Raw genomic sequence first — 14,331 nt, forward strand, 5'->3', positions numbered from 1 at the left:
AAGGAGAAGTCGCACATGGCGAGAATCTTTCGCAACGGATGGTCGTCGCGAACTCGTTGGTCGAGATTGACGCGATAGCTGAACAGCTCGCACTGGGGTACATGGGTTCCCATCATGACGGGAACCATCGTACTGGAACCTTCAGCCTATCCAAGCTTGAGTTGGGAGAAACGACTGTCCTCTTTTTCTTTGGGCAACAGCCCGCAGAGCATTGCCCTCCAACAGCGAATCAGGAGGGCAACGCTCCGTCGTTGCCGTGGAGCCCAAAGATCAGGACACACCATTAATCGCACCCTCACAAAAACTCTACCGAACTCTTCACTCGCTTTCCCTTTTCTCGTTCTCAAACTCAACCCTTCGATGAAAGAATCCATCCAGCAGTTTATCGACAACAGCGGTGAAGGGGTAATCAGGGCAGCCATCGCTCTCCTGGTCCTCATTCTCAGCTATTTCGTCGCACGCCTCTATCGGCGCTACATAAACGAAACCTCAGAACGCCACAAATTCGCCGCCCACCGGAGCGACAGCATCTCGAAAGTCGGTCAGATCATCATCTACGCCATCACCCTGGTGATCGTCTCCAACGTACTCGGATTTGGAATACAGGGGGTCCTCATAGCAACCAGCTCTTTCTTCGCCATCGTCGGTGTCGCCTTTTTCGCCAATTGGTCCATCCTCAGCAACGTCACCGCCAGCATCTTGCTCTACTTCACCTTCCCCTATCGCATCGGCGACCGCATCCTCATCGAAAGCGAACCCAACCACAGCGGCATACTCAAGGACGTCACGCTTATGTACATGAAGATCCAAACCGACGGAGGCTCCTACATCACCCTACCGGCCAATGTCGCGATCCAAAAGGTCATCACCATACAAAGCGAGGCGGACTACCAGAAAATGCTAAAGGAGAAGGAAGAGAGCAAAGATGGAGCCGTTTAAGAACTTCATAAATGCCGAGGTCGTTCGAACTCTCAGCAAACTCATCCAGGAAGCGTATCCGGAATTTGCCCACAAGCGATTCGAGAGGAACTGTATCGCCACCCTCGATGAACTCGAGCTCAAGGAACGCGCCATCCACATCGGCGAGGAACTTTGGGAAGAACTACCCGATAATCCGACGGAAGCGATCGACATCATTCGCCAAGCCATTCAACCCATCCCGACTCTCAAGGAAGACGACTCCTTCGACGGCTGGATGTTCATGGCGATCAACGCGCTGCTTTCGGCCCATGGCCTAGAGGCTTTCGACGCCTCGCTCAAACTGCTGCCCGAAGTCACCAAACGATTTACAGCCGAGTTCGGGATTCGCGTTTTTCTAATCAGCAAACCCAAGAAAATGCTCCCAGCGCTCAAACGCTGGGCCAAGGACTCAGACCCCCATTTGCGACGACTCGTTTCCGAAGGCACCCGCTCACGCCTGCCTTGGGGCGAGCAAATCCCCGCCTTCATCGAAGATCCCACGCCCATTCTCCCTCTGCTTGAACTCCTTAAGGACGACCCCTCCGAATACGTGCGGCGTTCCGTAGCCAACAATCTAAACGACATCTCAAAGGACAACCCCGAACTAATGCTGGACGTCGTCGAAAACTGGCTACAAGCCCCCTCGAAAGACCGCATCCGCTTAGTCAAGCACGCCTGCCGCAGCCTTATCAAGCAGGGACACCCCCGCTGCCTCAAGCTCCTCGGCTACGGCAAACCCAAGCTCTCCGTGGAAGCATTCCAAGTCACCCCAAACAAAATCACACTCGGCGAAAAGCTTGCCCTCTCCCTCGTTCTCCAATCCAAATCCAGCAAGACCCAAGACCTGATCGTCGACTACAAATTCCACCTCGTAAAAGCCAACGGGCAAACCGCTCCCAAGGTCTTCAAAGGCAACAACCTCAGCCTGCCCGCCAAAGCAACGAAAACGATCAAGAAAAGGTTTCATCTGAAACCAATCTCCACTCGTAAGTACTACACAGGAGAAAACACCATCGAACTCCTAATAAACGGCCAATCGCTGGCCAAAATACCCTTTTCCCTTAAGGTGCCCTAGATCGTCGAAAAGACAGACCGACGCCCACTCAACAATGCCCAAGCCAAAACAGAAAGCCACCAAAGCGAAGCCGCGTTTCAGCAAATGGAAACGTATCGGCGTGGCAGGGTTGGCCGGCCTCTCACTCGGCGTCCTTAGCTTCCCCATCTGGTCAGTCTGGCTGGCAAAACCGCTGGCCTCGATGGCCGGCGTCGAAATCGGCAAGGTCCAGTCCCTCTCCTGGGATCGATGGCAAGTCGACCAGGTTTCCCTCTCCCGAACTGGGATCGAATTCGAGGCTGAACAAATCCAGATGCCCTCCCCCAGCGAACTCGCTCTCGAATACCTCAACGCGAGCCCAGGGTCGCAGTCCCTCGTCCTGTCGGATTGGAGCGTGAACATCGCTCAAAGCGACGAATCCCAGCCAAGCGCCGACTCGAGCCTGAGTGTAGAATCAATCATCGCCCAAGCGAAAGCCGGGCTCAACCAGCTCGCAGATCTTCTACACGGGATCAAAAGCAGGAACGGTCGAATCAGTATCGACGGAAAGGATACGATCAACATTCAAAGCTTCGAACTAGAGCAAACCGAACTGCGCGGCGCCTTAACTTACCTCCCGCAGTCCCTACCGCTCACCATCGAAGGAACCCTCGAAGAAGATTGGACCCTGCAAGCTGAAGCGCCTTCGCTAGCGTTGTCGAGCGACCTAAAACTAAGCTCCAATACCACAGAAACCCGGCTCAGCGGTACACTCAGCAGCAGCCGCAACCCCATCTCGATCGAGGCTTTTTGGCCAGCAGGGCGAAATAGCCTGCTCCCAGAAAACCTCCAGCTAAACGCCGACGGCTTCGTTTTCGACAACCGCTACGCCTTCTGGAACGACGCCCCAGAGCTTGAGATCGACTCCATTGTCAATTGGGAAAACAACTCCTTCGAATTCGAGATAACGGGCAACGAACTCGGACACACACCCGACACGCCGCAGATCCGCATCGCTGGAGGCGGAAACAAAGACGCCTTCCTCGTCCAGTCGATCAACGTCGACCTCCCATGGTTGACACTTGAAAACGACCACCCCGTTCGAATCGATCCCACCTTCGAAACACCGCCGAGCGACACCCAACTCACCGCCCGAGTCGTGCTAGACGAACTGCCCTTCGTGGAAGCAAGCGGCCAAGTCAACGCCTTCATAAAAACCTCTAGCACCACTGATAATCGACCTATCGTCAATGGGGAGTTCTCTGGCGAGAGTATTACCCTTTTCGATACAACGATCAAAGCCATCTCCGCAAACATCGACCTTCAGGCAGACCAACTCGAGATCAGCCAAGTCGAACTCCACAGTCAACACGGCTCCACCCTTTCAGCCGAAAGCCGCATCGACCTCTCCAAACGAGAAATCACTAGCGGCAAAGCGTCCGTAGACCTACGAAACGAATCCGAACTGCTTAGCCAACTCGCCCCCGGACTCAGCTGGAGTTCCATCAGTGGAGATATCTCGGTAGAAGGCAAACTCGATGACCCAAAGCTTGAGGCGAACCTTGAATCGCAAGACCTCTCCCTCCCGAGCACAACTCCCTTCGATCTCGAAATCGACCTAGCAGGCACCCTTTCCAGCTTGGAGCTCAACGCCTCAGCTCAAAACGAAACAGATACTCTAAGCCTCGCCTTTTCAAGCAGCGAAACCACCACCGAACGAACCCTAACCTTAAACCAACTAAGTCTAACTGGCACCGAGCAAATAAGCCTGCTCGCCCTAGACACGCCCGCATCGATCAGTATTCAAAAATCGGACTCATCGATCTCCTTGCCTCAACTTTCCCTTTCAGGAACAGAAGGAACAAAACTCACGATCGACAACCTAGCCTACTCGTCGACAGGCCTGAGCCTGAAGAACGAGATCTCAAACCTGAATCCAAATATCCTTCAAAGCTGGCTATTGCCGCAGCTTCCCGAAGTCTCCCTCGACTTCGTCAGGAGCGAATTCGACTTTCGAGAAAACCACTCCCAGATCAAAGCGATCGGCGAGTTCGCTTGGAGCATCGACCCGGAAAATCGAGTAAACCTCGCTTGGAACGTATCCACTCCGCCAGACAATCAGAAAACTCTCAGCATCGACAAGCTGGACGTGCGGTCAGACGATCAATCCATCATCACCGCCAAGGGCCAGTTTCCCATCTCCCTCGCATGGAAAGACGGGTTCATCGATACCGAACTCAATCCCCAAGGTCCTCTGGACTTCAGCCTCAAATCAGCCCCTTCTCCCAAGTTCTGGAGCTCCATTAGCGAACTGCTGCCAATTGAAATAGAGTCCCCATCCATCGACGCCACCCTCGCCGGAACGCTACAAGCCCCAGAGGGCGATCTCGACCTGTCCATCCCATCTCTCCAGCTGAAAGCCTCCGAAGAAAACAGCCTTTCCGTTCAAGTCACAGACCTGCAAGCCAAGCTCTTCGCCAACTCGTCGAACCTCGTGGTCGAAAACCTCAGGACTCACATCGGACAAAATACGATTTCCGCGAGCGCTCGCTTCCCGCTACCCGAAACGAACCTTCCCACTCTTCTCACAGATCCGAGCCAGATCGACCTCGATACCATCTCCGCAAAAGCAAACTTGCAGCTAATCGACCTCGAGTCACTCAGCAGCGTGCTTCCCGACTTGCTGCGCGAAGACGGGCAAGTCGAAGTCGAGCTCGTAGTAGAAAAGTCTGACATCTTCGCGCGCGGAAAGCTGAAAGACTTGGCCACGCGCCCTCTACCGCCCCTCGGGGCTCTTTCAGAAATATCAGGAGACTTCACGTTCGAGAAAGGGGTCTGGAGCACCGAAGGCATTCAAGGTGTAGCAGAGAAGAGCCCATTCTTCCTCAAAGGAAAAGCCGACCTCAACGAGATGAGACAGCCACGCTTCGACCTCGCGTTTCAAAGCACCGAGTTTCCCCTCCTCCGCGACAACGGCATCATGGTCACCAGCGATGTCGATCTACAGCTCGTATCCAACGAACACGGACAATCCCTCATAAAGGGCGACCTCCTTTTGCGCAAAGGCTTGCTTCTAATCGAGCCAGAACTCCTAGCAGGTTCAACCAAGACCGTTGGCAACCGCCCTCCCTATTTCGCTGTCGAAATCGCTCCCTTCAATCAGTGGGGACTCGATATCGACATCCGCGGAGACAATTTCTTGCGGGTTTCCAATTCCTTTTTCGAAGGCACCCTATCCGCAGAATTCGACCTCGAAGGCAACCTAGGATCCCCTCTCCTAATCGGAGCAGCCGAAACCGAAGAAGGGCGCATCTTCTTCCCTGCAAGCTCCCTAAAACTCACGCAAGGGCGAGCCTTTGTCACGCGCGATCGCCCCACCGAACTTCAGCTCGAAGCCACCGCCGAAGGACGGCTCTTCGCCTACGATTTCAACATGGACGTCAGCGGCGTATCAGACGCGCCCGAACTGGTCGTCACAAGCAACCCCGCCCTCACCCAAGTCGAAGCCCTCCTCCTCCTCACCACAGGAGCCCAAATCAGCGAGGGCGATAACATCGCTCAACAATCAGCCACCTCCCTCGGGATATTCATTGGCAAAGGGCTGTTTAAACGCCTCACCGGCGGCAACTCCGATACCGCAAGCAAGCTGAATATCGAAGTCGGACAAGACATTTCCCTCCAAGGAAAAAAAACGATCGGAACCAGTTACGAGATTTCGGATACACTTGAGGTTGAAGGAGAGTACGACAAGTACGACGAGTTCAACGCCAACCTGAAATGGACCTTCTACAAACGATGAGGCCCGCTAGGCTGAAAAAAAGAGAAACATTGAAAGCTAGACGCAGCGGTCTCTTCACCCTTTGGACCCTCCTCCTACTGCTATCCTTCTCCAGCGCCACTTCCCTCGCCAAAAGCGCTAAAGTCAAGGTGAGCGGATTCGGACTTTTCGGAAACGCTGAACTGAAGAGTGCGCTTCGTTTGATCGAATTCGGAGAATCAACGATCGAAGCCCAAAAAACCGAAGACGGTGCCTTCCTGCTTCTCACCAGACTTACTCAAAACGGTTATCTGGACGCCCAAATAGAAGGGACGCTAGAGACCGAAGATGGCAAAGCGCAGACTGTCACTTGGAGTATCCCCTTCGAGTCGCAAATCGACGAAAACTCAAACGTAGTTAAACTTCACTACAAAATCATCCCGGGTACCCTCTATTACTACAACTCAGTATCCATCGAAGGACTAGAGACCATCGACACAGAAGAAGCCAAAACCTACATCATTCCAGACCGATCTCTCTACTCCCGGAAAAAGGATCGGGCTTACTCGGAAAACATACTTTCCAACCACAGAAAACAGCTCACAGCTGGCCTCTCGGCTTTGGGACGCACGGATGCCAAGGTCACAGCCAAATCAGTCGAGATCGACAAGACAAGTGGAGCCGTCGACGTGCAGCTCTCCGTGAACGAGGGGCCTCTCTACAAAGTCGTCGCAGCAAAAGTACGCCACCTCGAAGAAGACACCGCCCACGACAGCCAACTCGAAATAGAGGATGTCATCTACAACCGCACCTGGGTGGAAGACCAAGCCAAGCTCATTCGCAACGAATCCTATCACCTCGGCTACCCAGACGCAAAAGTCGCCAGCCGCATCAGCAAGGTGATTCCAACCGAAGACACCGTTTCGGTCTACCTGCTCTTCGAAGTCGAACGCGGCCCCAAAATCCAACTCTCCAAAGTCGAACACCAAGGGGCCGACGACACTCACCACCCACTCCTAAACCGTAAGGCTAAACTCGATACAGGAGTCCCGCTTGACATCACCAAAACCGAAGCAGCCCGCAGACGCCTATCTCGGATCGGAATTTTCGAGCGAATCGATCTCAGCTACGAAGAAGACGGCCCCGGCCAACGGAAGGCCGTTTACCAATACCAGCCAAGCAGACGCACTCAAGCCCAGCTCCTCCTCGGCTACGGCAGCTACGAGAGATTTCGAGGTGGCGTGCTCGCCAAACGCGAAAACATCTTCGGGCGCGCCCACTCCCTCTCCCTCTCCGCAATCAAATCAATCAAGTCCACCAGCGGAAATGTAGACTATACCATTCCCGACCTCATCGGCGAATCCATCACCGGTTCGCTCGAGTTCAACATTCTCGAACGCGAGGAACTCTTCTTCGACCGAAAGGAAAGAGGCCTATCCATCGGGCTTTTCAAAAGCATGTCCGACCTCAGTCTCGACGTCGGTCTCGACTACGCCTTAGACAAAAAAGAATCAAGCGATCCTCAGTTCAACGATTCGATCGAGTTCAAAGAAGCGGACATCGGCAGTATCTCCCTTCGAGCCTCCCACACAAAACTTGACAATATACTTTATCCAAAAAGCGGATACGCTATTAATGGAGCGATCCGTTACGCGAATGACGCTCTCGGGGGTGAAACCGAATTCAGGCGGCCAGAGTTCAGCGCCGCTTACCACAAGCGATTCGGAGATCGCTGGATATTTCACATCGGACTCCAAGGAGGCTTACTCAGTATCCCGGATGACAACCAAGAAGTACTCCCTGACAACGAGTACTTCCTCGTCGGCGGAGAAAACTCGGTCCGCGGCTACCAACGAGGAGAAGCCGTTCCAATCGACAAAAACGGTGATCCTATAATCCAAGTAGAATCCTTCGCTCTCTTGAACGCCGAATTAGAGTACCCGCTCTTCGACGGCATCAACCTTGTGATCTTCGCCGACGCCGCCCGCGTCTGGGAATCCTCCGACAACTCCGACCTATACGAGGACTTCAGCAGCGTAGGACTCGGCTTTCGCTACAATACCATCGTTGGTCCCGTTCGCCTCGAATACGGACACAATATCGACCCACGACCCATAGATCCAGACGGAACCCTACACTTCTCCATCGGCTTCCCGTTCTAAGCAGCCTAACTGCAATCTTACACAAGCGGCTCTTATAGAACCTCTACTCGTATGAAAGATTGGATACAGGCAAGTTGATAAAAATCAGCGAAATCCTCGTACCTTAACGCTTCAATTGATTTCTCAATTGTAATCAAATACCCATTGGCGAAGCTGCGAGGGTTGGAAATTCCAGCATTCGTACTACTATTGCAGACGTACGCTCTAGAATTGTGGGCTCATCCACCGTTTATCCATGTCATCGCCAAAGAAATCAAAGACGCCGATCGTCATCATCTCAATCATCGCCCTCAGCGTTGTCGGATACTTCGTAATCAAATCTTCAAAAGGAGACGGAGATAAGGGTTGGCTCGAGCGCAAAGCTGCAGTGGCAGTTGCCTCAGTCGAGCAACGTCCTATCGAGCTTCGCCGAATGTTCAGCGGAGCGCTCGAAGCCCATTCTAAATTTGTCGTGGCCCCAAAAGTCGCCGGTCGCGTGAAGGAAATTCCAGTCGATATCGCCGACCTCGTTCATCGCGGCGAAGCTGTCGCGATCCTGGAAGCTGCCGAGTTCGAGCAAGCGGTCAGACAAGCGGAAGCGGATCTCGCCGTTGCGGAGGCGAACCTCGCCGAAGCAACCAGCTCCTTGGAAATCACCCTGCGTGCCAACCAGCGCACCACCACTCTGCGCGAGCGCGGGATCGCGTCCGAGACCGAGTACGACAACGTTCAAGCTCAACTACTCGCTCGGGAAGCGAAGGTTAAAGTCGCCGAAGCTCAAGTCATCAGAGCCGAATCTTCGCTCGAGTCGGCTCGTATCCGACTTGGATACACTCAGATCAGCGCCGATTGGCTAGGCGACCAAGACGAGCGCTACGTCGCCGAACGTTACGTCGATGAGGGAGAAACAGTTACGGCAAACGAACCGCTACTCATGATCGTCGACCTCGACCCGATCACTGCCGTTATCTACGTCACTGAAAGAGACTATAGCCTCCTTAGTCCCGACCAGACCGCACGCTTCACCACCGATGCTTTTCCCGACCAGGTATTTCAGGGCAAAATCGAACGCATCTCCCCTATTTTCCGCGAACGCAGCCGCCAAGCGCGCGTCGAGCTCTCGCTCGAAAATCCTGAGGGTCGCCTCAAACCAGGCATGTTCGTACGAGCCGAGACCATTTTGCAGCGAGTCGAGGAAGCCACCGTCATTCCTTTTGCCGCGATCACTCGAAGGGGATCCGAGACTGGAGTCTTCCTCGTTTCCGAGGATCGGGAAACCGTTTCCTGGGAACCCGTTCAGACTGGCATCCGCTCGGATGGTGACGTGCAACTAATCAATTCCGAACTCGAGGGCGAAGTTGTCATCCTAGGCCAACACCTCCTGGAGGATGGTTCCAAGATCGCGATTCCGGAAGCAGTCGAAGTCGACATCAAATAATGAGCTTACCAGACTTCACCGTCAAACGCCCCATCTTCACCACGATGGCTATGCTGATCGTGGTCACTCTGGGGTTCGTCGCTCTCAATCGCCTCAAGATCGATCTCTTCCCGAGCATCGAGATGCCTACGGTCACCATCAGCACCGGCTATCCGGGAGCTAGCCCCGATGTCATCGAGACGCTCGTCACGCAAATCATCGAGGAGATCGTATCAACCGTTCCCGGCGTGGAGGAAGTCTCCTCTCGATCCAGCGAAGGGCGAAGCCAGGTTCGCGTCCGCTTTTCCTGGGGCACCGACATCAACGCAGCCGCCCTCGAACTCCAAGGTACATTGGAAGATGAGATTAACGAGCTGCCCAACGACATCATTCGTCCTCGCGTTAGCAAGTTCGACGTCGATTCCCTCCCAGTCGTCATACTCGGCGTTTTCGGAGACCTCGATCCCGTCGAGCTCACGGAAACGATCAACAACGAAATCCGTTACCGATTTTCCCGAGTCCCTGGAGTCGCTCAGGTCGATCTCTGGGGCGGTTTTGATCGCGAAGTAAGAGTCGAACTCAATCAAGACCGCCTGCAAGCCCTTGGCATTCCTCTTAACCGAATTCTACAGGCACTGCGCGACTCCAATCTGGATCGTCCATCCGGTTCCATCCAAGAAGGTCGATACGAAGTCACCCTACGAGCTCCCGCCCAATTCCAAAACCTCGACCAGATCCGTAACACCGTTGTGGATACGCGTGACGGTTCCACCATAACGCTGGATCAGGTCGCCACCATTTTGGATACGCACGAGAAAGAGTCCTATATCGTGCGTGTAAACGGTGAACGTGGAATCCGCGTAGCTATTCGCAAACAGGATAACGCCAACACCGTCGAAGTTTCCCAAAACATTCTAGAAGAAATCGAAAGAACCAATCGCGAGTTTCCACAGGTAAAAATCGTACCTGTCTCCAACTCGGGAAATTTCATCGAACGCTCCATCCAAAACGTTTCGCAATCGGTTATCTACGGTGGATCTCTCGCGATACTTGTACTCCTGTTCTTTCTGAGAGACTGGCGCAGCACCTTGGTCATTTCCGTCTCCATCCCGATCTCCATTATCGCAACCTTCACCCTGCTCTACTTCGGAGGATTCACCCTCAACCTCATGTCGCTCGGAGGACTCGCACTTGGCGTAGGCATGATGGTCGACTCCTCTATCGTAGTGCTCGAGAATATCTTCCGACGACGAGACGAAGAAGGAGAGCGCCCCTCCGTAGCCGCAGCAAACGGCGCCAAAGAAGTCAGCGCCGCCATCATCGCGAGTACGATCACGACCCTGGTAATCTTCCTTCCGCTAATCTTTATCCCTGGCGTTTCGGGTGTTCTCTTCAGAGAACTCGCCTACACGGTTTCCTTCTCGCTCATCTGCTCGCTGATCGTCTCGCTCAGCATCGTTCCGATGCTCTCAGCCAAACTTCTCCGAGCGAAAACAAGCGAAGAGGAGAGAGAGAAGAGTCCCTTCCGAAAACTTTCCGACACTGCTGAAGACTGGTTCCAACGCCTTGAACTAAACTACAAAGCGTCACTCGATCGTGCCCTTCGTCATCGCAGGTGGACCGTCATCGGAGCTGTATCCACACTCGTAGTCAGCGCCTTTCTCGCCCCGAAAATCAGCAGCGAGTTCCTTCCCGCAACGGATGAAGGAGAAGTCAATATCTGGGCTAAAGCGGAATCATCCACTCGTCTCGACATCGTGAATACACTTGTTCAACGAATCGAGGAGATCGGAATCCCTGCCGTCCCCGAGGCCGTCTCGCACGTCACACAAATCTGGGGTGACGGAGCATCGATCCGCTTCAATCTCGTCCCCGCAGGTCAGAGAGACCGCTCCAACATAGAGATCGCCGAAGACCTTCGCAGAAAACTCCACTCGCAAATTCCAGGAATGGAGGCTGGAGCTTGGGCACCCCGCGGCCAAAACCTCCTCAACCGTCTCCTCGGTGGAGGCGGGCAAGGCGTGGAAGTCGAAGTCCGCGGCCCCCACATTCCCACTCTCGAGAAACTAGCCCTCGAAGCTGAAAAACGATTCTATGAAATCGATGGTATCACATGGATCGACAAGAGTTTCGACGAAGGACGGCCACGCCAGATCATCTCTATCGACCGCGACAAAATTGCCGATCTCGGTCTATCCGCCCGCAACGTTACCGACGTACTGCAAACCGCTATCGCCGGTTCCCGAGCTGGAGAATACAGAGCCGAAGGGAACTCCTACCAGATCATCGTGCAAATGGAGGATGCGGAAAGACTGTCGATCGACGAAGTCCTTAACCTGACCCTAAGCACTCCTTCAGGCGAACTCGTCGCTTTGCGTAACGTTGTAACCACCGACTACGGCAAGGCTCCAGATGAGATACGCCGCAAGGATCAGCAGCGCCTAGTCACTCTCGATGCAAATTTCGGCAAAGACGCGATGGGAGATGTCGCCGCTCAGATGCAAGCCGCGCTCGACGAAATCCCTCGTCCTGCTGGATACATCTTCCGCCTCACTGGCTCCTCGGAAGAACAGCAAAAAACCTTCCGAGAAATGGCTCTCGCTCTCGGCCTCGCGATCGCCCTGGTCTACATGGTACTCGCCTGTCAGTACGAATCTCTCCGCGACCCCACCATCGTCATGGTTGCAGTTCCCATGACAGCCATCGGCGTCATCATCACGCTCATCTTAACTGATACGACCATGAACCTTCAGTCCGGAATCGGCTGCATCATGCTCGGCGGTATCGTAGTCAACAACGCCATCTTGTTGGTGGATCAAGCGAGCAAACTCCGTCTTGAAGGCATGGGAGCCCGGGATGCTGTGGCTGAAGCGGGTCGTCGGCGCCTTCGCCCCATCCTCATGACCACGCTCACAACAGTGCTTGGCCTGCTTCCTCTCGCGATCGGAATCGGAGAAGGAGCGGATGCCCAGGCGCCTCTTGCTCGAGCCGTAATCGGCGGGCTGATCGGCTCGACAGCGATCACCCTTCTCCTCACTCCCGTCATTTACTCCATAGTACACAGCAAACGCAGCAGCAGCGAAGCTCAATGAAACGTGTCCTACCAGTAGTTTTCCTCGCAGCGATACTGAGCAGCTGCTCTAGCGTATCCAAATTGCCACCACTCGTTACGACCCCGCCCCCCGTGAGTGATGACGATCGAAGCGTAACCCCATACATAGAGTGGAACCCGCGCCCCTTGGCTTTGAGCGGAGAAACCCTCCAGCTTTCAGTCGAAGAAGCCATATTCACCGCACTCGACCGAAATCGCGAACTTCGTATCCAAACCTTGGAGCCCGTCAAAGCAGGAGCATTCGAGCTAATTGAACGCGGCCAGTTTCAACCACAACTCTATGGCCTATTTCGAGCTAGCGAGGAAGAAGTATCGGAAAACTCTCGAGCCACCGGCGAGCAATTTAGCGTGACCGGAAGCAACGCAGCCGGTGAAATCGGCGTCCGGCAAAATCTAGCCTCCGGAACGAATCTAGAGTTTTCAGTCGAGCAAAGTCGCTCAATATCCAGCCGAACACCAGAACAGCAAGCCGCAAGACTCGGCCTAAGCGTCACCCAATCCTTGCTACGCGGCTACGGTCCAGCCGTAAACCTCGCATCCGTCCGTCAGGCCGAAGTGAATACACTGGCAAGTCGATACGAGCTAAGAGGCTACACCGAAGCGTTCGTCGCCGAAGTAGAAACCGCTTACTGGCGTTACGTTCTCGCCCGCGAGGAAATCACGATCTTTGAGAGTTCACTCGAACTTGCCCGACGCGAACGCGACGAAATCGAAGAACGGATCGAGGTCGGGTCGCTTTCCGAAACCGACGGAGCCCTTGTACGCGGTGAAGTCGCTAGGCGAGAAAGCGCCCTTATCGACGCAAAAGCCGATCTAGCCAACCAACGCTACCGCCTCGCACGCCTGCTCAACGCAAACCTCGATGGTTCTCTCGAATTCGAGATCGAAGCGAGCAGCAACCCGAGCGTAGAGTACGAACCTCTAAACGAAATCGGAGAGCGGATCGAGCTCGCCCTAATTAAACGCCCCGATCTCAACGAAGCAAAACTCCGCCTCGAGCAGGATCGACTCCAGACAGTTGTCACCAAAAACGGACTACTTCCACGGCTCGATCTCTTCGTCACTCTCGGGAAAACCGGTTATGCGGACACATTCCTCGAGTCCTTCGAAAACATTACAGAGGACAGTTACGATGTAACGGCAGGCCTGCGTTTCAATCAATACATCGGCAACGCTCCTGCTCGCGGCCGTGACTTGATCGCTCGCACCAACCGCGAACAAGCAGCTGACGCAGTGCTCAATCACGAGCAAATCGTCCGTCTCGACGTGCGACTCGCCGCAAACGAAGTAGAGCGGGCTCGCCAGCAAATCGAAGCAACAGCCCAGATTAGACAGCACCTCATAGAAACGGTAAAAGGCGAGCGCGAGCGGCTTCAAGTCGGCTCAACCACCGCTCTACAAGTTGCCGCAGCTGCCCGCGACCTCCTTGCCAGCCGTATCCAAGAAGTTAAAGCGCTCGTTTCCTACCGACTCGCCCTCATCGATCTCTATCTTGCGGAAGGCAGCCTGCTTGAGCGACGCGGGATATCAATCCCTTGAGAATCTTGAGCCTTTTTCATATGGTTAGTCGTGCGAGGTAGGGCAGACTGGCCCAGTCAGCCGCAATGCAGGATCGAGTATCCACGGCGGCCTGCGGCGAGGCCGCCCTACCTTTCACGTCCAATGAGAACGTGCCTATTCATTAGAAAAACACTCTAGTTTCGAGAATCTTCGAAGCCGGGCACAAGAGGCGACTTCACCTTAGAGCCCTCACTCTCGGGACGCTTACGAGGGCCATTTTCCCAAAACGCTTGAGCGAAGGCGATCTTGTTTCCGGAAAGGAATTTGCGAAGACACTCTTCGTTTCGGGTTCCAGCGATCGGCTGATGTGGGGATTCGAATTTCATGATCGTTTTGCGGGGATTAGTTCTT

Annotated in this window: 8 protein-coding genes; 7 read left to right on the top strand and 1 reads right to left on the bottom strand. The window is 54.2% G+C overall.

Annotated elements, in window-relative coordinates:
• The first annotated feature begins 360 nt into the window (after window positions 1-360).
• The 7 genes from JIN87_RS12800 (at window position 361) to JIN87_RS12830 (ending at window position 13,959) form a co-directional block, all read left to right on the top strand.
• Window positions 361-939 carry a mechanosensitive ion channel family protein gene (locus JIN87_RS12800; RefSeq protein ID WP_200355964.1) on the top strand — a complete coding sequence of 193 codons (579 nt, stop codon included), beginning with the start codon at window positions 361-363 and terminating at the stop codon, window positions 937-939.
• Window positions 926-2,035, top strand: coding sequence for a DNA alkylation repair protein (locus tag JIN87_RS12805; protein ID WP_200355965.1), 1,110 nt, complete (start codon window positions 926-928; stop codon window positions 2,033-2,035). The genes JIN87_RS12800 and JIN87_RS12805 overlap by 14 nt, the downstream gene beginning before the upstream one ends.
• 34 nt (window positions 2,036-2,069) lie before the next feature.
• The gene (locus tag JIN87_RS12810) at window positions 2,070-5,792 is read left to right on the top strand and encodes a translocation/assembly module TamB domain-containing protein (RefSeq protein WP_200355966.1); all 3,723 of its coding nucleotides are present in this window, start codon (window positions 2,070-2,072) and stop codon (window positions 5,790-5,792) included.
• 29 nt (window positions 5,793-5,821) lie between these two features.
• Complete coding sequence (locus JIN87_RS12815) at window positions 5,822-7,912, top strand: BamA/OMP85 family outer membrane protein (RefSeq protein ID WP_200355967.1); 2,091 nt, start codon at window positions 5,822-5,824, stop codon at window positions 7,910-7,912.
• 235 nt (window positions 7,913-8,147) lie between these two features.
• On the top strand, window positions 8,148-9,329 hold the full coding sequence (locus tag JIN87_RS12820; RefSeq protein ID WP_200355968.1) for an efflux RND transporter periplasmic adaptor subunit: 1,182 nt from the start codon (window positions 8,148-8,150) through the stop codon (window positions 9,327-9,329).
• Window positions 9,329-12,400: an efflux RND transporter permease subunit gene (locus JIN87_RS12825; protein WP_200355969.1), complete on the top strand. Its 3,072-nt coding sequence runs from the start codon at window positions 9,329-9,331 to the stop codon at window positions 12,398-12,400. Before JIN87_RS12820 ends, JIN87_RS12825 begins: the two co-directional genes overlap by 1 nt.
• 92 nt (window positions 12,401-12,492) lie before the next feature.
• The gene (locus JIN87_RS12830) at window positions 12,493-13,959 is read left to right on the top strand and encodes a TolC family protein (RefSeq protein ID WP_200355970.1); all 1,467 of its coding nucleotides are present in this window, start codon (window positions 12,493-12,495) and stop codon (window positions 13,957-13,959) included.
• Between the two features lie 155 nt (window positions 13,960-14,114).
• Here the strand turns inward: JIN87_RS12830 and JIN87_RS12835 are convergent, their stop codons facing one another.
• On the bottom strand, window positions 14,115-14,306 hold the full coding sequence (locus tag JIN87_RS12835) for a hypothetical protein (RefSeq protein ID WP_200355971.1): 192 nt from the start codon (window positions 14,304-14,306) through the stop codon (window positions 14,115-14,117).
• Window positions 14,307-14,331: the final 25 nt, after the last annotated feature.

Origin of the sequence: Pelagicoccus mobilis (assembly GCF_016595505.1) — a bacterium.
GTDB lineage: Bacteria > Verrucomicrobiota > Verrucomicrobiia > Opitutales > Opitutaceae > Pelagicoccus > Pelagicoccus mobilis.